The sequence below is a fragment of the Pseudomonas sp. HS-18 genome, from assembly GCF_020401845.1.
GTDB lineage: Bacteria > Pseudomonadota > Gammaproteobacteria > Pseudomonadales > Pseudomonadaceae > Pseudomonas > Pseudomonas nitroreducens.
The window spans coordinates 2184761-2207828 of record NZ_CP084413.1 but is presented as its reverse complement, the minus strand read 5'-3'; the positions used below and the strand labels follow the sequence as shown (position 1 = coordinate 2207828).

21 protein-coding genes and 1 tRNA gene are annotated in these 23068 nt (G+C 58.5%); 8 read left to right on the top strand and 14 right to left on the bottom strand.

The window, feature by feature from the left end; all coding sequences use genetic code 11:
* The first annotated feature begins 3 nt into the window (after positions 1–3).
* From LDJ84_RS10300 to LDJ84_RS10265, 8 genes are all read left to right on the top strand, one after another.
* The gene (locus tag LDJ84_RS10300) at positions 4–1071 is read left to right on the top strand and encodes a hypothetical protein (RefSeq protein WP_034076248.1); all 1068 of its coding nucleotides are present in this window, start codon (positions 4–6) and stop codon (positions 1069–1071) included.
* Complete coding sequence (locus LDJ84_RS10295; protein WP_034076246.1) at positions 1071–3038, top strand: vWA domain-containing protein; 1968 nt, start codon at positions 1071–1073, stop codon at positions 3036–3038. Before LDJ84_RS10300 ends, LDJ84_RS10295 begins: the two co-directional genes overlap by 1 nt.
* Position 3039: 1 nt before the next feature.
* Positions 3040–3732, top strand: coding sequence for an ATP-binding cassette domain-containing protein (locus LDJ84_RS10290; protein ID WP_034076244.1), 693 nt, complete (start codon positions 3040–3042; stop codon positions 3730–3732).
* Positions 3716–4939 (top strand): FtsX-like permease family protein, encoded by a 1224-nt coding sequence (locus tag LDJ84_RS10285; protein WP_034076242.1) that lies wholly within the window; start codon positions 3716–3718, stop codon positions 4937–4939. The genes LDJ84_RS10290 and LDJ84_RS10285 overlap by 17 nt, the downstream gene beginning before the upstream one ends.
* Positions 4940–5024: 85 nt before the next feature.
* A complete protein-coding gene (locus LDJ84_RS10280) occupies positions 5025–6476 on the top strand; it encodes an SUMF1/EgtB/PvdO family nonheme iron enzyme (RefSeq protein WP_161791514.1) in 1452 nt (483 codons plus the stop codon).
* A 33-nt stretch (positions 6477–6509) separates the two neighbouring features.
* Positions 6510–7238 (top strand): hypothetical protein, encoded by a 729-nt coding sequence (locus LDJ84_RS10275; RefSeq protein ID WP_034076240.1) that lies wholly within the window; start codon positions 6510–6512, stop codon positions 7236–7238.
* Positions 7239–7243: 5 nt separating this feature from the next.
* Complete coding sequence (locus LDJ84_RS10270) at positions 7244–7744, top strand: hypothetical protein (RefSeq protein WP_034076238.1); 501 nt, start codon at positions 7244–7246, stop codon at positions 7742–7744.
* 48 nt (positions 7745–7792) lie between these two features.
* On the top strand, positions 7793–9052 hold the full coding sequence (locus LDJ84_RS10265) for a VWA domain-containing protein (protein ID WP_034076236.1): 1260 nt from the start codon (positions 7793–7795) through the stop codon (positions 9050–9052).
* Positions 9053–9368: 316 nt separating this feature from the next.
* Here the strand turns inward: LDJ84_RS10265 and LDJ84_RS10260 are convergent, their stop codons facing one another.
* From LDJ84_RS10260 to thrS, 14 genes are all read right to left on the bottom strand, one after another.
* Complete coding sequence (locus LDJ84_RS10260) at positions 9369–10454, bottom strand: hypothetical protein (RefSeq protein ID WP_034076234.1); 1086 nt, start codon at positions 10452–10454, stop codon at positions 9369–9371.
* Positions 10455–10479: 25 nt separating this feature from the next.
* A complete protein-coding gene (locus LDJ84_RS10255; RefSeq protein ID WP_052165112.1) occupies positions 10480–12063 on the bottom strand; it encodes an FUSC family protein in 1584 nt (527 codons plus the stop codon).
* Between the two features lie 2 nt (positions 12064–12065).
* Positions 12066–12869 (bottom strand): hypothetical protein, encoded by an 804-nt coding sequence (locus tag LDJ84_RS10250; protein WP_034076232.1) that lies wholly within the window; start codon positions 12867–12869, stop codon positions 12066–12068.
* A 15-nt stretch (positions 12870–12884) separates the two neighbouring features.
* A complete protein-coding gene (locus LDJ84_RS10245; RefSeq protein ID WP_034076230.1) occupies positions 12885–14321 on the bottom strand; it encodes a hypothetical protein in 1437 nt (478 codons plus the stop codon).
* A gap of 24 nt (positions 14322–14345) precedes the next feature.
* Positions 14346–15002: a thermonuclease family protein gene (locus LDJ84_RS10240; protein ID WP_071557649.1), complete on the bottom strand. Its 657-nt coding sequence runs from the start codon at positions 15000–15002 to the stop codon at positions 14346–14348.
* Between the two features lie 473 nt (positions 15003–15475).
* Positions 15476–15552 (bottom strand) — tRNA-Pro (locus tag LDJ84_RS10235).
* 85 nt (positions 15553–15637) lie between these two features.
* Positions 15638–15994, bottom strand: a complete 357-nt coding sequence (locus LDJ84_RS10230; RefSeq protein WP_015476661.1) for a MerR family transcriptional regulator — start codon at positions 15992–15994, stop codon at positions 15638–15640.
* Positions 15975–16277 (bottom strand): integration host factor subunit alpha, encoded by a 303-nt coding sequence (gene ihfA, locus LDJ84_RS10225; RefSeq protein ID WP_003090661.1) that lies wholly within the window; start codon positions 16275–16277, stop codon positions 15975–15977. The genes LDJ84_RS10230 and ihfA overlap by 20 nt, the downstream gene beginning before the upstream one ends.
* Before the next feature lie 3 nt (positions 16278–16280).
* Complete coding sequence (gene pheT, locus LDJ84_RS10220; RefSeq protein WP_024763165.1) at positions 16281–18659, bottom strand: phenylalanine--tRNA ligase subunit beta; 2379 nt, start codon at positions 18657–18659, stop codon at positions 16281–16283.
* Between the two features lie 34 nt (positions 18660–18693).
* Positions 18694–19710, bottom strand: coding sequence for a phenylalanine--tRNA ligase subunit alpha (gene pheS, locus LDJ84_RS10215; protein WP_024763164.1), 1017 nt, complete (start codon positions 19708–19710; stop codon positions 18694–18696).
* Between the two features lie 97 nt (positions 19711–19807).
* Positions 19808–20164 (bottom strand): 50S ribosomal protein L20, encoded by a 357-nt coding sequence (gene rplT / locus LDJ84_RS10210; RefSeq protein WP_003099086.1) that lies wholly within the window; start codon positions 20162–20164, stop codon positions 19808–19810.
* A gap of 21 nt (positions 20165–20185) precedes the next feature.
* Entirely contained in the window at positions 20186–20380 is a 195-nt protein-coding gene (gene rpmI / locus LDJ84_RS10205; RefSeq protein WP_017516491.1) for a 50S ribosomal protein L35, read from the bottom strand.
* Between the two features lie 60 nt (positions 20381–20440).
* Positions 20441–20992, bottom strand: coding sequence for a translation initiation factor IF-3 (infC, locus tag LDJ84_RS10200; RefSeq protein WP_169887484.1), 552 nt, complete (start codon positions 20990–20992; stop codon positions 20441–20443).
* Positions 20992–22914 carry a threonine--tRNA ligase gene (thrS, locus tag LDJ84_RS10195; protein ID WP_037015433.1) on the bottom strand — a complete coding sequence of 641 codons (1923 nt, stop codon included), beginning with the start codon at positions 22912–22914 and terminating at the stop codon, positions 20992–20994. Before thrS ends, infC begins: the two co-directional genes overlap by 1 nt.
* Positions 22915–23068 lie beyond the last annotated feature (154 nt).

The following is a 23068-nucleotide window of genomic DNA, read 5'->3' as shown; positions in this document are numbered from 1 at the left end:
GACATGTCCATCAATGCCAAACTCTGTCCACTGACGCCAACGGTCGCTGGGCTAGCAACGCTGCAGGTGCGTGGTTGGGAAGAGGATGCCGGCCACCTGGAGTTCGCTATCCAGCGCAACCAAGACGAGTACTACTTGCAACATGATCGGCGCTGGGGCAATGCGCCCTGCTGGTTCGCTCAGCACTTCGTCGAGAATGCCAGTGGCGATTCCATCAGTTGCCAGGTCGGTGCAGAAATCGTCGACCCCCTACTGCTGGGTTCGGCCAACGACATGTACAACTTCCGCCTGCGCAATGACGACGGCGTCGAAGATGACAATCCGCTGATCATCCAGTTGGATGGGCTTCTTCCTTCGCTGGCCGGCAATGGCAGAGGCCCAGGGGCGGCAGAAAGCACCGTCAGCTTGAATTCCACACCGGCTTCCGCACCAGTACCAACGGTAAAGCCCGCGCCTGCAGTAAAACAGATATCTACGCCTGCTCCTGCCCAGGCTGATAGCGTGCCGCCCGCGCCAGCAAGTGCCGGAACTCCAGAGTTTGCCACTGCCTCCGAGCCTAAGCGCGGCAAGGCACTCCCTTTTCTGGGCCTGCTCATTTTGCTGTTGGCATTGGCATTGGCAGGTGGCCTGTGGCTCTGGCTCCGACCAGCAACGGTACCTGTCCCCGATACGCCCGCTGCGGCGGCACCGGCCGCCCCCATACCCACCCCAGCAGCTCAAACCACGCCCCCCTGTAGCAAAGAGGCGCTGGCCAACGAGAGCGAGTTGAGCTTCGTGCAGAACTGCATCAAGAAGTCGCCTGACAGCGATGCTCTTCTGCAGATCATCGCCCAGGCTAAAGATACCCAGCACTGTGGTGTGGCCCAACGCCTGTATGCCAACCGCGCACAGGCCGGCGACATGAAGGTGGCTGCAGCCTACGCCCGCGAGTATGACCCCAAGTACCACCAGCCGAGTGCCTGCTTCGCCGAGCCCGACAACGCTACCGCCGCCTACTGGTACGAACACATTCTCAGTTATGAGCCCAACAACGAAGAAGCTGCACAACGTCTCCAGGAGCTCAAGCCGTGATGTTGCAACGCCTCTCTCTTGTTCTTCTGGCTCTCGTTGCAGTCCCAGCACTCGCTGCTGATAAGCCCCTGCTACAGGAAGGCAAGAAAACCCTCTATCAACGTGTATTGACCACTCCGGGATGCCACCTCAGTAGCAGTGCCGGCGGCTCTCCCGGTGCAGAACAACCCGCCTTCAGTCGTTTCTATGTCTACGAACGTGCCAGCGCCAGAAATGCCGAGTGGCTCAAGGTCGGCCCTGATAGCTTCGGCAATACCAGCGGCTGGCTACCGGCAGGTTGCACCGTAGAATGGAGGATGCAGCTGACCCTGGCGTTCACCAATCCGGCCAACCGCGATCGCCTGCTGTTTTTCAAGAATCGCGAGACGCTGCAGGGCATCCTCGATGCCCCTGATCCCGTTAGCCATATCGCCCCCCTGCGCGCCAAGCTCAAACAGGGCAAACAGGCGCCGGGAGTGCTGGCCCAGGAGCCGGAATACTTCATCGACATGCAGAAGGAGTTCTATCTCCTACCGGTGCTCAGCGGTGAAGAAGTCATGACCGAAGAGGGCTTCCGCACCCGGATTCTCAACGTCGCCTCGGTAAGCAAGGCCGATGCGCCCATGGGGGCTGCCAGCTCTGGTACCACTGTAGCCAATACAAGCAATGGTAAGGACAGTGCAAGCCAGCTCAAGGAATTCAGCGCTGCGGTGGTGTTCGTAATCGACTCGACTATCTCCATGGATCCCTATATCGAGCGTACCCGAGAAGCCATCCGCAAGGTTTATGCTCAGATCGCCAAGGAAAACCTCGGTCGCCAAGTCAAATTCGGCCTGGTTGCCTTCCGCTCCAATACTCAGGCTGTACCCGGCCTGGAGTATGTCAGCAAGCTCTACGCCGATCCCAATACGGTAAAGGACGGCGATGACTTCCTGGCCAAGGTCGCCGATCTCAAGCAAGCGAAGGTATCCAGTAGTAGCTTCGACGAAGACGCTTATGCAGGTGTGATGCAGGCCATCGACCAGATCGACTGGAGCCCATTCGGCGCCCGCTACGTAGTGCTGATCACCGATGCTGGAGCCCTCGATGGCGATGACAAGCTTTCCACCACGGGGCTCAGCGCGGAACAGGTACGCATAGAAGCCGGCAATCCCGGGGTGGCCATCTACACCTTGCACCTGAAGACCGCCACCGGGGCCAAGGACCATGCCAGAGCCCAGGCCCAGTACCAGGCGTTGTCCACCTACACAGGTACCAACACCTCATTGTACTACCCGGTGGACGCCGGCGATCTCAATGCTTTTGGCAACAAGGTTGACGCGCTGGCCAGTGCTATAACCAGCCAAGTAAAAGCCGCCTATATGGGTGAGGATGCCATCGGTAGTGCGCTCAATGCCAAGGCCGCTCCAGCAGAGCAGAAAATGCTCGACGATGCAGCCCTGATCGGGCACGCCATGCGACTGGCTTATCTCGGAGAGAAGAGCGGTAGCCAGGCGCCCCCCGTATTCCAGGCATGGATCGCTGACCGGGATCCGATCAAGCAGAACATTCCCACCACAGATGTACGCGTGCTGCTGACCAAGGCGCAGCTCAGCGACCTGAGCGACGTCCTGAAAGCTATCCTGGACGCCGCCAACCAAGGCCTCATCTCCCCAGAGGAAATGTTCGAGCGCCTACGCTCGGTGGCCGCCACCATGGGCGCGGACCCCAATCAACTCAAGCAAAACGGCACGACCAAGCTAGCTGAGCTTGGTGTGTTGGGCGAGTACCTCGAAGACCTGCCCTACCACAGCGAAGTGCTTAACCTGGATGAGGAAACCTGGAAGAGCTGGGATGGCCTGGCCCAGGAAAAATTCATCCGCACTCTGGGTACCAAGCTGCGCCATTACCAGCGCTATAACGCAGACGTCGACCGTTGGGTATCGCTGGCCGAGGGCAGCGATGCACGCGACGATGTCTACCCCGTACCACTGGAAATGATGCCCTGAAATGTTAGTAGTTCGGGGATTGAGGGTTCAGCGGGGCAATGGTTCGCAAGGGCATCGTGTCTATCTGCCAGAGCTCACGCTGGGCCGTGGCGAGATCCGCGCCATTACCGGTGAAAGCGGCTGCGGCAAGAGCACCCTGCTCGAAGCCCTCGGCCTGCTGCTGGCCCCTCAGTCGCTAGACATCTATCGCCTGGGGGAATGCGACGTGGCCGCCCTGCTGAACGCAGGCGACCAAGACGCCCTGGCACATCTGCGCTCTCGGACGCTGGGCTTCGTGCTGCAGAGCGGTGGGCTGCTGCCCTATCTCAAGGTCCGCGACAATATCAATCTGCCCAGGCGCTTGATGGGCCTACCCGAACAAAGCCCGCAGGTCGAGAGGGCGATTCATGCACTACGCCTGGAGTCGCTGTTGGAGAAGCTGCCGCAAGCGCTATCTATCGGCGAGCGCCAGCGCGTCGCCTGCGTTCGTGCCATCGCTCACGAACCCAGCCTATTGCTGGCTGATGAGCCCACGGCAGCACTTGACCCTTACGGTGCGCGACGGCTATTCGAACTGCTGCTGGAGCTGGTGAACGAACTGGGGCTCAGTGCTCTGGTCGTCAGCCATGACTGGGCTCTGCTAGAAGATTTTTCGGTGCCACGGCTGCATGCCATCAACCAGCCTGGAGAAACGCGCTTTGAAGCCGTGGCATGAACATCTGGCACTGCTCATCAGACTCGTGCTGGCGGACCTCTGGCACGATCGTAAGATATCGCTCTGCGTGGCAGCGTCTCTCGTCGCGGTCATCGCCCCCCTGCTGCTACTGTTCGGCCTCAAGCACGGTGTCGTCAGCCAGCTCCAGGAAGAGCTACTGCGCGACCCACGCAACCTGGAAATCAAACTACTGAGCAGCGGGAACTTCGACGAACAGTGGCTCCTGGGCCTGCAGCAGCGCCCCGAGACCGGCTTCGCCCTAGGCCTGACCCGCTCGCTGAATACTCAAGCTGACCTCGTTGGTACAGACCGACGCTTTGTGGAAAACGCCGAGATAATCCCGACGACCGTCAACGATCCACTGCTACAAGGCGTGGACAGCGCCGTTGCTCCTGGCGAGGCGATCCTCAGCACAGCAGCAGCAGAACGCCTGGGATTGGACACCGGCAACGTGCTACGCCTGATAGTCCTCCGCCGCCTGAATGGCATCAACGAGCGTGCTCAAGTCAGCCTGACAGTCAGTGCCGTGCTACCTCCCGCTAAATTTGGTCGTCCGGCCGCGTTCGTCCATCCGGAGTTGCTCTTGCAACTGGAGCGCTTCCGCGACGGCTACCAAGTCGAAGCAATGGGCGTCAGTAACGGACTGCCCAGCGAAGGCCTTTCACCACGCTATGCCCGAGCCCGCTTGTACGCCCGGGACATCGACAGTGTTGCCCCATTGGAGCACTGGCTGAACGCACAGCACATCGAGACCACCAGCCGCCTGGCGGACATCGAGAACGTCAAGGCGATCAATCATGTGTTGGAAGTGATTTTCAGCGTGATCGCCGGTGCTGCACTGTTGGGCTGCATCGCTGCCCTGATTGGCGCCTTTCTCGCCAACATCGACCGCAAGCGGCGCAGCCTAGCGCTCCTGCGCCTTTTGGGCTTCAAACCGCCGGCAGTAGCCGGCTACGTGGTGTTGCAAGCACTGACGCTAGCGCTAACCGGCTATCTCGGCGGGCTCGCCTGCTACTTGGTTGGCAGCAGTGTATTCAATCAGTTACTCGGCAGCGCTCGAGCTACCGGTGGTTTCGTCTGCCAGATCACACCTTTGCACGGGCTGGTGGCTCTGCTGCTGGCCCTACTGGTGGCAGCCCTAGTCTCCATGGTCGGGGCCAAGCAGGCCATCACCATTCAACCTGCGGAGAGTCTGCGTGAGCTCTAGATATTGGCGCCAACTCCTTTTGCTCCCACTGGGTCTAGCGTGCCTACAAGCATCTGCAGCCTGGGAGGAAAAACTCTACAACCCCATGCCGGATACCGATGACGTGGTGCTACCCATGCCCTGCGATGGTGCGATGGCGTTCCGCAAGGTCTTCATTCCCCTGGCGGGCCCGCTGGATGACTACCCCATCAGCATCGGCCAAGACAATGCCGAATGGGGCTATGTGGAACAGACTCACCCCGCCTTCATCGCAGGAAGCTTCACCACCGACAAGCCAGCCAAATCGCGCTACTACCTGCTGGCCAAGTATGAGATGAGCCAACTGCAGTATCACTCACTGACCGACGCGAATTGCCCTACCCCCTCCAACAAGCAACGTCTTCCCATGACGTCTTTAAGCTGGATGGACGCCATGCAGGCCGCAGACCGCTACAACCTCTGGTTACGCCAGCATGCTGCCGACAAGCTCCCCAAAGAAGATGGGGTTGCCGGCTTCGTACGCCTCCCCACGGAAGTGGAATGGGAATTCGCCGCCCGAGGAGGGCTGGAAGTGAACAGTGCGGAGTTCCGTGATAGCCGCTACCCGATGCCCGAAGGTCTCAACGCCTACGAATGGTTTGCTGGTGCCCAATCGGCCAACGGCCAGCCACAACTGACCGGCCTACTCAAACCTAACCCATTAGGCCTGCATGACATGCTTGGGAACGTCAGCGAAATGATGTTCGAACCTTTCCGCCTGAACAAGCTCGATCGCGAACACGGCCAAGCCGGCGGTTACGTGGTTCGCGGCGGCGATTTCCGAACGGCACAAGGTGACCTGCGCACAGCTCTGCGCCAAGAGCGCAATTACTACGACGGCGCTGCCGCAAGCACCAGTAAAACCGCAGGCCTGCGCCTGGCATTGGCGGCGCCCACACTGACCTCACGCGAGCGCGTAGCCAGCATAGAGGCAAGCTGGAAAACGCTTGGTACCGGCAACCAAGCATCATCCCCAACCGGCGATAAAAATGCCGTGCAAGCGCTGGGCGCCCTGGCATCAGGTGTGACCGACGAGGGCTTGAAGGAGCAACTCAAGAATCTGGAAAACCAACTGCGCGCCAGCAACCAGCAACAGGAGGAAGCACGAGACCAATCCATCCGTGCCAGCCTTAATCTGGGCGCGTTCCTCTGCACCAAGATGCTGGACGATGGCCGTTACTTGGACTTCCTGCAGAAGAATTACGACCTCAACTGTTCAGGAGCAGAGAAGGATCCCAGCTGCCCCATGCGTTTGTCCAAGCTCGATGAGCAGAAGGACCGCTTGCACAAGCTGAGCCGCTACTACGCCAGCAGCTTGGTCGAGTCCGCCACGCTCTATGGCGAACCCCTGCTCGCCAAGCAGGTTCCGGTGATCGGAGAAATCATCGGGCGCAACAAGCAATTGCAAGAGCTCAAGCCGTACCTGCAAAGCCACTGGACTAACCAACAGGGTTTCCTCAAGACCCAGAAGATCGACACCGAAGCCTGGCTACAACGCTGCAAGGCCGTCACCCCATAACACCAACCTAAAAAACGCCAAAGGAGCCACTGCATGAAAAGGACCTACCATCGGACCGCGATTGGCCTCGCCCTTGCTGCCAGCCTAGTGCTTAGCGGCTGCGCTAACACCGGCAGCAAGCTCGTCGATACTTCCGCCCCCACCTCCGACCCACGCCTGACCCAGGGCAACGACGCCAAGTTCTTTTCCACTTCCGGCCTAACCGCCTGCGCCGCCGCAGCCGGCGTCGGGGTATTGGCCTGCGCAGTGACAAGCAGTGCCAACGACCGCACCAAGTGCATGGTCATCGCCGCCATCGGGGCCTGCGGTGTTGCGATGGGCGCCAATTACTACTACGACTACCGACGTAGCAAATACGCCAATACCACCCAGCGTTTGCAGGCCATGAGCGATGACATCAAGGCCGATACCGAGAAGGTAGCCAGCCGTACCGCCACCTTGCAGCAAGTGATCCGTGATGACCAAGAGCGTATCGCCCAGATTCAGAGCTCGATCCAGAACAAGACTGTCGACAAGGCCAAGGCACAGCAGGAAATTGCCAGTATCGACAGCAACCTGGTGCTGATGCGCAAAGATCTCGACGGCATGCGCAGCAAGGTCAACGAATACCAGAAGACCGCTCAGTTGGAGCGCCAAAACGGAGCCGGTGAGAACGTAACGGAGATCGAGCAGGAAATTACGCGGATGAACTCCAAGGTGGTGGCTTTGCAGAAAGAAGTCGATGGTCTCTATGGCCAACGCTCGGCTATTACTCTGGGGTGAAGTCCATGATCTTCAGAGCCCTGCTAATCGGCGGAACCACCCTGCTCCTGGCAGGTTGTGCCAGCCAACCGGGCAGTTGCGATGCTCGTGATGCCAGCGCCAGCCTGATCGCCAAAATGCAATGTGATCACTCCGGCGGCTACAGCGAACAGGTACGAGAACGCGAGCAGGCACTGATTCAAGCTCGCGTCGAAAATGCGGCCTTCCACCAAGTCTACGACGACCTGGTGGCACAACAGCAAGCCACCGGCAAAAACCTGGCTGAACAGCAGCAGCGTCAGGCAGCCCTGGATGCCTCACTGAACAAGCTGCTCACCCAATTACGGACACGGCATGCCGATAAAGCCAACGTCCTGCAGCAGATCGGTGAACTGGAGAAACAGATGGCGAGTGCCCGCAAGGCAGTGACCACCGCCGATCCCGCCGCCGTCGAGGCACGGAAGCAAGAACTCAAGGCCTTGCAACAGAAGGTCGCGCGCCTGCAACTGAGCCTCGGTTACGAATGATCTCCCGGCGAGGCCTGTACAAGGCCTCGCGCTCTCCTGGAAGCCCACATGCAACGCATCACCCGCGACAGTAGCGTCCACGCTCCAGAGCTCCTCACGACTCTGGACGACAAGGTCAGGTTGCTGCAGCGCTACTTCCCCCCCAGTGTCGCCAGTCTGTTTGCTACCCCGCGCCAGGGGGAAGATGGCACCTTACAATGGTGGTCAGGATTGGGCGGTCAGCCTTTGCCCTACAACCAACTGGACGCTGGGGCAGGTCAAGCGCTGCTGGCCCGTTACGAACAGCGCCAGGCGGCCATCGCCCAACTGATCGAGGCACTCGAGCAGCGCGGCAATGCCCAGGAGGTCCAGATGCTGCGCAGCCTGCAAGGTGCGCCGGACTTGGACAACCTGTATAGCCTAAACCAGGAACCCGTGGTCGTACGCTGGGGAATACCGCCCCTCACCAGCGAGGTCAGCGGAACTCCATCCATGCCTCCTCCCACGACCCCGGAAAAGAATAGGCGCCGATGGTTCTTCATCCGTCTATCACGCTGGTGGTTGCTTCTACCGCTGCTACCTCTGCTGCTTTGGTTACTCTGGGGATGGCGGGGCTACCTGTGGCATCTGATCAATCCCCGCCCAGTGGGTAATTTCGCCTGTCATGCCAACGCGACACCGCCCGATTTTGTGGTAGTGCTCGACACCTCCGGTTCCATGAACCTGAATATCGGAATCAGTAAGGAAGACGAGACCTGGATCAATGAGATTGGCGGCAACCTCCCGGACAACAACCCACGTAAGTCTCGTTTGATGTCGGAGCCCACACGCCTCACGGCGGCCAAGCAGGCGTTCGATAGCATGCTCGAACGGCTTCATCCCGCAATCGATCTGCGTCTCATCACCTTTCAAGGATGCGAAGCCACCATTGATCGAGGCCTGTTTGCTACCAGCCAGCGCAATCAATTACGACAAGAGGTCCACCAACTCGGTGCAGCATCTGGAACTCCGTTGGCCGCAAGCCTGGAACAGGCAGCGAGCTTAGTCGATGGACGCTTCAAAGACGCCGTCGTAGTCATGTTCGTGGATGGTGAGGATGGCTGCGGACAGAATGCCTGCGAGCTCTCCAAGCGTATCGCCCAGAAACAGCCACGTTTAAGGGTAAACGTGGTCAACATTAGCGATAGCAACCTGTCCAACTGCGTTGCGGAGAATACAGGTGGGCGGGTCTATGCAGCCCGCAACATCAATGAAGTGCAACGAATGCTTCAGGATGCCAGCGAAGAGGTAGCTAGCGACCCGGCATGTCCGGGTGCTGATGTTCCTTAAGCTATTTTGTTTCAACAGCAGTCCGGACTTCGAGGTGGCTTGGTACCTTGTCGCAACAACTGTCAAATCGACAACGGTGGTGTCGATTCGGTTGCGACAAGGCTGCCATGCCATCTACCTCAGACAATATCTCTAGCCCTATGCGCATCAGGCATCGACCGAAGCGACTCATGCTGACCTTTTCACCTTGCAGCTCTGTGCGCCAGTTTTCACAAACAAAGGAGATTCGGCAGAACCTCTAGCCCCCACCTCAGTCAGTCATCACAGCAACGCCATTCCACAGCGTCTCATAGGCAACGCAGCGGCGCCGGTTTCCTTATCGGCGTACTTCTATTTTGTAGAAATAATCTTCGATGCTCAGGCGACGCCGATCCGAGATGATGGCGTCGCTGATGGAATTTTTGAGCCGGACATAATGTCGGCAATTCTGCGCGCGGCTGAGATCAGCTATTGGCTTCACTGCTCGCAGGAATTCTTCATAGCTGCTGACGGGTCGACTCATCACACGATCGATGTTCGGCAAAACTTTGGCGTCTGCCTGACGGCTTTCCGGCCAAGCAGGCTCAAGGCTTAGATCGTTCTCTCGCAGTTCCAGCGTAAAGAGCATCTGTACCTTGCCGGTCTTCTCGTCCGCCCAGCATGGTGGGAAGTCCATACCACCATTGGCCTCCAAGCGATGCTTGAGGTAGAGCAACTGCCCCTTGAGGTCAGCGTTTTCTTTCTTCACGGCAATGGGGTTACTGGTGTCTGCTTGCATTGCGGTGAAGTACTGGTATTCCTGCGCCAGTTTCTGCAATTTTTCAAGACTACTCTTACCCTCAAGGTTAGCGACAGCCGGGGTTTCGCTAAGTACCTGTTCCAGGGCATTGAGCTTCTCGAGTGAGGCCACGACCTGCTCCTTGAGGGACTTGACGTCATTGGAGCTCGCGACGTCCTGAGGGGCCTTCAGCGACTTCTGCACGGCTTCTTTTAACGACATCGCCAACGCCAAAGCGTCTTCGACCTGCTTCTTGACGAGCTCCCCGCCTTCGCCGCTGGCAGCCTCTACCATCTTCTGTAGTTCGCTGAGGGCCGTGATCTGCTGTTCCTGATCCTCCAGTAGCTGCTTCAATCGCGCGACGTCCTGTTTGGCCTGACTCGCATCCACCAACTGACTGATCACCGCCTCGGGATCGCGCGAGCTATGGGCCCCGATCTCGCTGATGAGCTGCGTCTTGGCGGCATCCAGTTGCGCCAACTTAACGTCGATCCCGCCGATAGCCTTGAGCTGCTCCTGCAGCTTCTGGTTCTCCTGAGTCTTTTGAAACACCATGAAGCCGAGCAGGAGCATCAGCATGAAGATGAGGGTAAGGGCGATCTCCGTCAGCGACAGCTGGAAGACCTGGTCATTGTTCGATGCCATTTCAGGCGGCTCCCACAAATCAGTGTCAGCTGCTGCTTGATTCCGGTTGACCCTGCTGCAGATCGCCTGGCCTCTCTGTCGCCGGACTGAATGGCACCACATTTTCGCCGTTCAGCGGTCGGCGCTCTAGGTGCTCGCTGAGCATATCCAGCTTGCGCTGAACATTGTCCAGTTGATCCAGGCGAGCGAGATTGCCACCGGACTCAAGCTGAGACGTGCTGAGCTCCACCAGTTGGCCGAGGCTGTGAAGAATCTGTTGACCCAGTACCTTGACTTGCTGACGTTCCTGATTCGCCGACTCGGCGTGCTGGCTTGATTGGCCGACCACCGTCAGCAGGCCTGGAATGCTGTGCTGGAGCGTCGCCACCAGCTCCTGGCTGGCCTTTTTGATCTCTTCAGTGCTGCTACCTTGTTGATCAGCGACTTGGTGCATCTTGGCAACTGATGCCGCGGTCTGGGCCATCGATTCGGCGAGCGATTGAACGACACCGGTGAGTTGCGTGGTTGTACCCAATTGCGAGCCCAATTGAGTATTCAGTGACTCCTGCTGCGCAGACACGACGGCGATCAGGGACTTGGACTGCTGGCTCATCTCCTGAAGAACAGCTTCTTGCTGCACCTGCAGCAATTTTGTCAGTGCCTCTAGGCTGGCCCCAACCTGCTGCACGCCATCCAGCACGCCCCCCATGCCTTCCAGTTTCTCATTGATGCGCTTAATGGAATTGTTGACCAGGCGCGCGGAGCCCTGCACGTCGACGGTCACCGACTTGAGGCTGTCGGTTGCGGCTTCGGTTACCACCCCCAATTGAGTGACTGCACCCTCCAGTCGCTTGGAGAAGAGGTCATCCGGGAACTGCACGGCATCTAATCGCGCAACCAGACCATCGACAAAGGCCACTACCGTCTGGTCAATGCGTTCAGTCGTACCTTTGGCCGATACTTCGTATTCGCCAATGATGCGCGTCATACCCATCGCAGTAGTGCGCACATCTTGCATCAGGCCCAGCATCATCTCCTTGTTGTGCTGAGTCATGGTCGCAAAAAACTCCGTGGTCTTGGTGTGGTGTACCTCCGACATGGCAAGGATTTGTTCCTTAACAGCCACAACTGTTTCATCGGTGGCGCGCATCACATCCGCACGGAAGTCCACTACCCGCTCAAGAGACTTTTGCAACTCATCAGCCAGCTTGCGTGAGGCATCTATCACCTGATCCTCAACATTGCGCAGGGCATCCTCGGTACTGGGTCGGAAACTCACCAGAGTCACGCGCACCGCTAAGCCCAGCACCGTGCTCACCATGGCGGCGCCAAAGCGCACCGCGATGATGGTCAAATCAGTACCGATGTTCGGCAGGTCGAAGAGCGAGAAGATGATCGAAGCGATGGTGAAGATGAAGCCTAGGTAATAGCAGGAGTCAGCGAACTTCTCTGCCGAGATGTCGCTGTCACGCAGCCGATAGCCAATGAGCATATACGCTGCCATGAAGAGCAAAGGCAGCAGAAGGCCGAAGATCCAAGGCTCATGCAGATACCAACCAAGAAAGGAACTACCGACTTTTAGGACACAGGTGAGGACGAATAGCCGCTTCAAGGAAATTTTTACTGGCATGTTTAACCCTCCACTGGCGTCACGGCAACGAGTCGGGCACCTGCTTTCTCGAAATAGCGCTCCCAGAACGCCAGTTGCTTGCGAGTCTGCAATTTGGGGTAGTTCATGAGATAGTTCAGCTTGACCTGGACGCCATCCAAGCGGGTCTGTGATTTCTGGCCATAAGCGCTGGCAGCGAAGCCATCGAAATCAGCCTGCCCCTTGAACATACTGAACTCCGAGGTATTAGCCAGCATGTCCGAATAAACAACGAGGGTCTTAGGACCTTGGATGTTTTCCGATTGGAAGCTATTGATCGCGACCAGTTGAAGCATCTCGAAAATCGGTGACTTGTCGGCTGGCTTATCCTGCATCAGGACGTTTTCCAACTGAGTCACCGGCTCGCGAAATTCACGCTCGAAGCGCTCTTGAATACGTGTAGGGTTAGAGTCAAGTTCCGACTTTCCCACAGCAGTACCCGGATTGCACTTCTCGAAGAGCGGTTTTGCCGTCTGAGTAAAATCTTCGCCAAGGGCATACACGGATAGTAGGTAGCCCTCAGGCACCAGCTTGTCGGCGAGAGCTTTTAAGCCTTGAGCGAACGCTTGGCGCTGGATGAAGTTATACGGATCGGTGTTATCGACCAGCACAACATAGTGCCCCAATGGGCCGGACGCTGGGCATAACGTGAGTTTGTCGATGGCGGTGGGCCGCTGTAGAAAATACCAGCCTATTCCGCCAGCCATCGACAAGAGAACGATCACCAATAGTGCAATCGTACGGAGCTCTTGGCGGCGCTTCTTTTCCGCCGCATTCGTCCTGCGCATCGTCAAGTTCCTTTGTCAGATCTGTTGGCGGATGGGTTCAAGTTGGCTGAATTTGACATCGTAGGACGATTGAATTCGGCGACGGATGTCTTCGATCTGGGCCAGAAGATCAGTCAGCAACTCCTCCTGCTCCTGGAGAGCCAGCTCGTCTGCAGCGGTGCTGAAGTCGGGGAAGGTCAATTGCCGTACGGGTACGGGCTGGCGGAAGTAGGCGGGAACCGAGACACCGGTGGCCTTTCGGGATATCTCGTTTTCGGTTCGGAAGATTTTGACCAGTGCACTCATCATGTGCTCTGCCCTATCCAGTGCCCGCTGCAGGCGCTCCGGCGCGATGCGCTTCTTATCGACTTCTGCACGGAAGGCCACGACGTCATTCTTGGCCTGCTCGAGGCCCTCTTCCAGCCTGGCGACATACTCTTCTTTCAAATGCTCCAGCTCTTCCCGAATCTGAGCAATCTCATCGTCGTAGAAGGCTTGAGCCTCATCAGCGATCCTCTGGACTCCGGCGTACCCTGGATAGGGATCCGATAGCTTGTAGCCTTCGCATAGGCCGGCAAGCGCGAAAACCACGCTAAAGACACAGAGAACTATCGAGAAGACATCGTGGAATCCTAGCGGGTTGCTTTGCAGAGTTCGGAGCGCGGTGGCGGCAATGACAGTAATGCTCACATCGCCTGCCTGCCCCAACGCATCGCGAAAATGCGCGATTATCAGGCCTAACCCAACCATGATGGCACCTGCCACGATCACACTAAGATAGCCCGCAAGCCGGCGGACTGAATTGATGTGATTGATGTTCGGCACGAGAAGACGACCGAGCGCAAAGGCGATACCAACGTTTGCCGCAGCCAAGGCACCGGCAAAAAAGAACCCTTGGAACAATCCACCATCTAATCCGGCAGCGAAAAATCCAGCGTTTAGAATGCCTTCGACTGCCACAGTGAATATCGCCAGTAGGATGCAGATAGCTTTACGAGTGCCGGAGATCACCTGAGCATGGCGGGTAAGCTGATTCTTCTCTCGAAACTTGAGTAACTCCTGTTCACGCTGGTGCGCTGAGCTCCGCAGGCTTCGCAACTCGGTTTCACGATCGGAAACCCGGCGATTCGCCTCGCGCTCAAATTCATCGGCCAAATTGGCGGTGCGATTCACAGTCTTGGTGATGTCATAGGTCACCAGACGCTCCTGAATGCGCTGAACATGGGTAGTTGCCCAGCCCTGGTAGCTGAGGCGAAAGCTTTCCAGCTTTTGGCAAATCGACTCTTCAACTCCGGAGAGATGGGTTTCGTCGGGAGCGGGGGCACCAGCTGCACCAAGACGACGCGCTTGAGCCTCAATATCCAGCTCTTTGAGCAGTTCGTCCTTGTCGAGGGCATGCAAGTCTGGATGCTCGGGATCATTCTGCCGGTTTGGTGCCTTCAACCAACCAAACAGCATCTTGAATAGCTTCATGGAAACTTCCTTGAGAACGTTGTATCAACGGCAAAGGCTTTCACAAGGAACGCCATCGCGATCCCGATCCAGAGAGGACACTCCACATTGCCGAAGGTAGAATTTGGCTTCTTGGCAGTTGCTCATTTGTCCACAATACAGCTTGGTACCACAGGCAGAATCAGCACCCTGAGCCCTGCGCTCAGCTACTAGGGCGTGGAGTTGTCGCCCGGCCTTGCGCCATTCCCAAGGTGGGATGATGTCGGCCCCCGGGAGCGCCCAGAGACCTCGGCGCGCTTTCTGGGCATCATCTTGCAAGGCGGGCAAAGAGGTATCGCGGTTATAGCGATCGAAGACCCAGGCTGCGCCACGGACAACCATTTCGCGGTTAATGCTTAGCCCATCGACAGAGACTTGGCCGATTTGTCGACCGTACTTATCTTGGCCGTCCAATTTGAGCTGGATCACGCGACCAAAAATCAAGCTCGCGAGTAGATCCTTCGCCTGACGCCCGTAGGGCTGTCCACTCTCTGGAGTATCAATATTGGCCATCCTTACCTTTACCTGCTGATTAGATCCAGCAAGGCAAGTGAAGGTATCTCCATCGCTGATGCCGACTACTCGGCACTGCAAGTCGATTGCCTGCGCGTCGAAAGCCATGGCACATAACAGCAGTACAATCCATGAGCTGATGAATTGCATTCGTCCCTATAGCTCCGCGCAAAGAATCCGTGGCTCCCACGAGCCAAGTGATGCCAAAAGGCCACGTCATGGACGGAATATTAACGCGAAATTTCGGAAAAGGCTTACAAGATCAGATAGCTGGACGATCTATGTTGCAGCAGTGGCACACACGCACTGAAGATTGGCATGCACGGACAGGGAATAAGGGCTGCTACATTAACCAGCCTAGTGATGGACCGAGTATTGATCCAAGCCCCGGGAGCGACAGGGCTGCCCCGCCCAACCAGACCTCTGCAGTTTACGGAGTCAGTCAGTGGCCTGCGTGACATTCCCCTAGGAGCATCAAGACCCATCCCATCGCCTCCTAAATGCTACAGATAGAGAAAAGCATCGGTGGGGCAAAAAGTGGGGCAAAATTCGGAGACACTACAAAAGCATCAGGCATAAAAAAATCCAGTCACCGTTAAGTGACTGGATTTCTTAAGTTTTTTTGGTCGGGACGGAGTGATTCGAACACTCGACCCCTTGCACCCCATGCAAGTGCGCTACCAGGCTGCGCTACGCCCCGACGTTGCTTTTGAGTTCCCTCAGAAGCGGATCGCACTATACCCCAAGCATTTGTATTGGAGAAGTGCTTTTTTCATTTTTTTCAGTTACTTGCGCAGCACATGCAGTACATCTTCCAATTCGGCGATCATCTGCCGGATCAGTTGCTTGTATTGGGTGGCGTCCTCGCGTGCTTCGTCGCCGGTGAGGCGCTGGCGAGCGCCGCCGATGGTGAAGCCCTGGTCGTAGAGGAGTGCGCGGATCTGACGAATCATGAGCACGTCCTGGCGCTGGTAGTAGCGCCGGTTGCCCCTTCGCTTGACCGGATTGAGTTGCGGGAACTCCTGTTCCCAGTACCGCAGCACGTGCGGCTTCACCGCGCAAAGATCGCTCACTTCACCGATGGTGAAGTAGCGCTTGCCCGGAATGGGGGGCAGCTCGTCGTTATGACTTGGTTCCAGCATAAGCCTCAACCCTGGCCTTCAGTTTCTGCCCTGGACGAAAGGTGACGACGCGCCGGGCTGTGATCGGGATTTCCTCTCCCGTCTTTGGGTTGCGTCCGGGACGCTGACGCTTGTCGCGCAGGTCGAAGTTGCCGAAGCCCGACAACTTCACCTGCTCGTTATGCTCCAGCGCCTGGCGAATCTCTTCAAAGAAGAGCTCCACCAGTTCCTTGGCTTCCCGCTTATTCAGGCCCAGCTCTTCGTACAGACGTTCAGCAATTTCAGCTTTCGTCAGAGCCCCCATACGCTACTTCCTTAACGTGGCGTTGAACCTTTGTTCCAGCGAGGCGACGATATTCTGCGTAGTCGCGTTCACCTCGTCATCATTAAGAGTGCGTGATGGATGCTGCCAGGTCAAGCCAACGGCCAAGCTTTTTCTAAGCGGATCAATGCCTTTACCGTGGTAGACGTCAAACAACCTGAGATCCGTCAGCCATTCGCCCGCCGTTTCACGGATATTGGCCAGCACGAACTCGGCCGGAGTATCCAGATCGACGATCAGCGCCAGGTCACGACGTACTTCGGGGAAGCGCGACAGTTCGCTGAATTTCGGCAGACGACCCTTGGCTACTTCGGCCAGGACCAGCTCGAAGAGGTACACCGGGCGATCCAGGTCCAGCGCCTTGGCCAGTTCCGGGTGCAGCGCGCCGAGGTAGCCGACCAGCACGCCATCGCGCTCGATCTTGGCGGTCTGGCCCGGGTGCAGCGCTGGGTGTTCCGCTGGGGAGAAGGTGAAGGCTTCGATGGCGCCGGCGTTACCCAGCAGCGCTTCGACGTCGGCTTTCACGTCGAAGAAGTCGACGCTCTCGCGACCATTCGCCCAGCCTTCCGGCTGACGTGCACCGCAGACGACGCCGGCGAGCATGTTTTCCTGCACCAGCCCTTCCAGTTGACCGACAAAGCGCAGGCCGCTTTCGAACAGGCGCACACGGGTCTGCTGACGATTGAGGTTGTGCTGCAGGGACTTGACCAGCCCCGGCCAGAGCGAGGCGCGCATGGCGGCCATGTCGGCGGAGATCGGGTTGGCCAACATCAGCGGCTCGACACCGGGATGGAACAGCTGGAACACCTTGGGATCAATGAAGCTATAGGTGATGGCCTCCTGGTAGTCACGGGCGACCAGCAGGCGGCGCAGCGCGGGCAGCTCGGCCTGGGACTCGGACTTGGTGTTCGGCGCCAGGCGTGCCTGCGGGTAGCGCACCGGCAGACGGTTGTAGCCGTACAGGCGACCCAGCTCTTCGATCAGGTCGACTTCGATCGAGACGTCGAAGCGATGGCTCGGCACACCAACGGTCCAGGCATCGGCACCGGCTTTCTGGACGTCGAACTCCAGGGCGGTGAGCAGACGCTCGATCTCGGTGTTTTCCAGGGTCATGCCCAGCATCTGGGTAACGCGCTCGGCACGCAGGGTAACCGGAGCGACCTTGGGCAGGTCCGCTTCACTGACTGCTTCCACGATCGGACCAGCTTCGCCGCCGACGATCTGCAACAGCAGCTCGGTAGCACGCTCCATGGCGCGACGAGCCAACTGCGAGTCCACGCCACGCTCGAAGCGATGCGAGGCATCGGTGTGCAGGCCATAGGAACGGGCCTTGCCAGCAACGGCAATGTTGTCGAAGAAGGCGCTTTCGAGGAACAGGTCGCGTGTCTTGGCGCTGACGCCGCTGTGCTCGCCACCCATCACGCCGGCGATGGCCAGGGCGCGTTCGTGATCGGCAATCACCAGGGTGTCAGCACGCAGGGTGACTTCCTGGCCGTCGAGCAGGACGAGCTTCTCGCCCTCCTCTGCCATGCGCACGCGCACGCCGCCTTTGATCTCGTCGAGATCGAAGGCATGCATTGGCTGGCCCAGCTCGATCATTACGTAGTTGGTGATGTCGACGGCGGCGTCGATGCTGCGGATATCGGAACGACGCAGACGCTCAACCATCCACAGAGGGGTTGGCTTGCTCAGGTCGACGTTGCGGACGACGCGGCCGAGGTAGCGCGGGCAAGCCTTGGGAGCCAGCAGCTCAACGCTGCGCACTTCATCGATCTGCGGAGCAACTGAGCCAACCACTACCGGCCTGACCTCGGCGCTGTACAGCGCGCCGACTTCGCGAGCGAGGCCGGTCAGAGACAGGCAATCACCACGGTTCGGGGTCAGGCCGATCTCGATGGAAGCGTCGTCCAGTTCGAGGTAGTCGCGGACGTTGGCGCCCACCGGCGCATCCGCAGCGAGCTCCATCAGGCCGGCGTTCTCTTCGCTGATTTCCAGCTCTTTGGCCGAGCAGAGCATGCCGTTGGATTCAACGCCGCGCAGCTTGGCCTTCTTGATCTTGAAGTCACCCGGCAGCTCGGCGCCGATCATGGCGAAGGGGATCTTCAGGCCTGGGCGCACATTGGGCGCACCGCAGACGACCTGGAAGGTCTCCGAACCGTTGCTGACCTGGCAGACGCGCAGCTTGTCGGCGTCCGGGTGTTGTTCGGTCGACAGCACTTCGCCCACGACCACACCACTGAACTGACCGGCGACCGGGATCACGGCGTCGACCTCAAGGCCGGCCATGGACAGACGAGCTACCAGCTCGTCACGGGATACCTGCGGGTTTACCCAGCTCCGCAGCCACTGTTCACTGAATTTCATCCTGCTCTCCTAAATGCGTTGACGGTCGTGCGGGCTAGCGGAACTGGCCGAGGAACCGCAGATCGTTGTCGAAGAACAGGCGCAAGTCGTTCACGCCATAGCGCAGCATGGCCAGGCGCTCGATACCCATGCCAAAGGCGAAGCCCTGGTATTTCTCGGGGTCGATGCCGGACATGCGCAGCACGTCGGGGTGGACCATGCCGCAGCCCATGACTTCCAGCCAGCCGGTCTGCTTGCAGACGCGGCAACCCTTGCCGCTGCAAAGCACGCACTGGATGTCGACTTCCGCCGAAGGCTCGGTGAAGGGGAAGAAGGACGGACGGAAGCGGACGGAGAATTCTTTCTCGAAGAAGGCGCGGAGGAATTCTTCGATGGTGCCCTTGAGGTCGGCGAAGCTGACGTCTTCATCGACCAGCAGACCTTCGACCTGGTGGAACATGGGCGAGTGGGTCAGGTCGGAGTCGCAACGGTAGACGCGGCCCGGGCAGACAATGCGAATCGGCGGCTTCTGGTTTTCCATGGTGCGGACCTGTACCGGCGAGGTATGGGTGCGCAGCAGCATGTTCGCATTGAAGTAGAAGGTGTCGTGCATGGCACGAGCCGGGTGGTGACCCGGAATGTTGAGCGCTTCGAAATTGTGGTAGTCGTCTTCGACTTCCGGACCCTCGGCGACTTCATAGCCGATGCGGGTGAAGCACTGCTCGATGCGTTCCTTGGTGCGGGTGACCGGATGCAGGCCACCGGAGGACTGGCCACGGCCCGGCAGGGTCACGTCGATGCGTTCGGCTGCCAGCTTGGCGGCGAGGGCGGCGCCCTCCAGCTCAGCCTTGCGGGCGTTCAGAACATCCTGAACCTTTTCCTTGGCTACGTTGATCAGCGCGCCGACCTTGGGGCGCTCTTCGGCCGGCAGGTCGCCCAGGGTCTTCATGACCTGGGTCAGCTCGCCTTTCTTGCCGAGGTAGTGAACCCGGATCTGCTCCAGGGCGTTGACGTCTTCGGTGTTTCGCACGGCGTCCAGGGCCTGCGAAACCAGCGCGTCCAGGTTTTCCATGTACCAACTCCAGATACAAAATAGGGGAAGAGCGGTAAGGCTCTTCCCCTATCGGTGACGTTACGTCCGGACCGAGATCCGGTAACTGTCGTGGGGCTTAAGCCAGGCTGGCCTTCGCTTTCTCGACAATCGCGGTAAACGCCGCTTTTTCGTTCACAGCCAGATCGGCCAGTACCTTACGGTCGATCTCGATGGCCGCCTTTTTCAGGCCAGCGATCAGACGGCTGTAGGACAGACCGTTCTGACGAGCACCAGCGTTGATACGGGCGATCCACAGGGCGCGGAACTGACGCTTGCGCTGACGACGGTCGCGGTAGGCGTATTGGCCTGCTTTGATTACCGCCTGCTTGGCAACACGGAACACGCGCGAGCGCGCGCCGTAGTAGCCTTTTGCGAGCTTCAGAATCTTTTTGTGACGACGACGGGCAATTACGCCACGCTTAACACGAGCCATTTATTTATCCTCTACCAGAAATCAACGCAGACGCAGGGAGCGCGCTACACGGCGAACGTCGGAAGCAGCGAGCATCGAAGTGCCGCGCAGCTGACGCTTACGCTTGGTGGTCATTTTGGTCAGGATGTGGCTCTTGAAAGCGTGCTTGTGCTTGATGCCACCAGCAGTCACTTTGAAGCGCTTTTTGGCGCCACTTTTGGTTTTCATCTTTGGCATGTTTAGTACTCCGCATTCGTTAACAACTGATAACCATCAGGCCTGCCAGTGCCCGGGAGGTTATTTACGCTTCTTGGGAGCGATGACCATCATCAGCTGGCGTCCTTCCAGCTTAGGGTGCTGTTCCACGGTGCCGACTTCGGCGAGGTCGTTTTCGACTCGCTTCAACAGCTCCATGCCCAGCTCCTGGTGGGCCATCTCACGACCACGGAATCGAAGCGATACCTTGGCCTTGTCCCCTTCATTAAGGAAACGTACCAGGTTGCGTAGTTTTACCTGGTAATCCCCTTCTTCCGTCCCTGGACGAAACTTGATTTCTTTGATCTGTTGCTGGTGCTGGTTTTTCTTCGCAGCAGCGGCTTGCTTCTTCTTCTCGAAGAGGTGCTTGCCGTAGTCCATGATGCGGCAGACAGGAGGCACCGCATCAGCAGAAATTTCCACCAGGTCCAGCTTGGCCTCGTCGGCTAGACGGAGGGCCTCGTCGAGGGAGACCACGCCAATCTGTTGACCGTCGGCACCAATCAGACGCACCTCACGGGCGGTGATGTTTTCGTTGATCGGTGGTTTCGGGAGAGCCCGCTTATCCTGTCTCATTTCACGCTTAATAATGATTACTCCGAGTCTTGGCGACCACGCCGGGAAACCGCCTGAGCGAGAAGCTCCGCGAACTGGGCGACCGGCATCGAGCCGAGGTCTGCCCCTTCGCGCGTACGTACGGCGACGGCCTGCGATTCAACTTCCCTATCACCAATAACCAGCAGATAGGGAACCTTGAGCAAAGTATGCTCGCGGATTTTAAAGCCAATTTTCTCGTTTCTCAAGTCAGACTTGGCACGGAATCCGCTTTGCTCGAGCTGACGCACCACTTCTTCGGCCCATTCGCCCTGCTTGTCAGTGATATTCATCACCACCGCCTGGGTCGGTGCGAGCCAGGCCGGGAACAGACCGGCGTAGTGCTCGATCAGCATACCGATGAAGCGTTCGAACGAGCCGAGGATCGCGCGGTGCAGCATGACCGGACGGGTACGGCTGTTATCTTCGGCGATATAGCTGGCATCCAGGCGCTCCGGCAGGTTCGGATCGTACTGAAGGGTGCCGCACTGCCAGTTACGGCCAAGGCAGTCCTTCAGGGTGAACTCGATCTTCGGACCGTAGAAGGCACCTTCGCCCGGCTGGTATTCCCACTCCAGGCCGGATTCGTTCAGAGCGTCGGCCAGAGCACTTTCGGCCCGATCCCACAGCTCTTCGGAACCGACGCGCTTGGCCGGACGGGTGGACAGCTTCATGGAGACATCGCTGAAACCGAAGTCCGAATAGACCTGCAGGGTCAGTTTGATGAAGTCGGCCGCTTCCTTCTTTACCTGCTCTTCGGTGCAGAAGATGTGCGCATCGTCCTGGGTAAAGCCACGTACACGCATGATGCCGTGCAGCGCGCCGGACGGTTCGTTGCGGTGACACGCGCCAAACTCGGCGAGACGCAGCGGCAGGTCGCGGTAGGACTTCAGGCCCTGGTTGAAGATCTGCACGTGGCATGGGCAGTTCATCGGCTTGACCGCGAAGTCGCGGCTTTCCGACGAAGTGGTGAACATGTTCTCGGCGTAGTTGGTCCAGTGGCCGGAGCGCTCCCACAGGATACGGTCGACGACCTGCGGGGTACGAACCTCCACGTAACCGTGGTCGCGCTGCACCTTGCGCATGTACTGCTCGAGCACCTGATAGACGGTCCAGCCGTTCGGGTGCCAGAAGACCATGCCCGGCGCTTCTTCCTGGAGGTGGAAGAGGTCGAGCTGCTTGCCGATACGGCGGTGATCGCGCTTTTCGGCTTCTTCGATGCGCTGGATGTAGGCAGCCAGCTGCTTCTTGTCCGCCCAGGCGGTGCCATAGACGCGCTGCAGCTGCTCGTTTTTCGAGTCGCCACGCCAGTAGGCGCCGGAAATCTTGGTCAGCTTGAAGGCTTTCAGGAACCGGGTGTTGGGCACGTGCGGGCCACGGCACATGTCCACGTACTCCTCGTGGAAGTACAGGCCCATGGCTTTCTCGTCCGGCATGTCGTCGATGAGGCGCAGCTTGTACTCCTCACCACGAGCCTTGAAGGTCTCGATGACTTCGGCACGCGGCGTCATCTTCTTGATGACGTCGTAGTCCTTCTCGATCAGCTCGGCCATGCGCTTTTCGATGGCGGCCATGTCTTCCGGCGTGAAGGGACGCTCGAAGGCGATGTCGTAATAGAAGCCTTCGTCGATCACCGGGCCGATGACCATCTTGGCGGTCGGATACAGCTGCTTGACCGCGTGGCCCACCAGGTGAGCGCAGGAGTGGCGGATGATTTCCAGCCCGTCCTCGTCCTTCGGGGTAATGATCTGCAGAGTCGCGTCGCTGTCGATGATGTCGCAGGCATCGACCAGACGGCCGTTGACCTTGCCGGCCAGGGTGGCTTTCGCCAGCCCCGCACCAATGGATTGCGCCACCTCGGTCACGCTGACCGGATGATCGAAGGAACGCTGACTACCGTCGGGAAGAGTAATGATGGGCATGGCGCCTCCTCTCCTAGTGGTGACCCCTACGAAAGGCCACATGGGTTGGGATGTGCCAGTAAGCGTCGCCCGCCGGGCAGGCCTGCCTCACAGTGGCAGGCGCCTTGTCGGCACCCTGCGCTTTCGCGCGCGGACGTAGATCACTGGAAGAAAT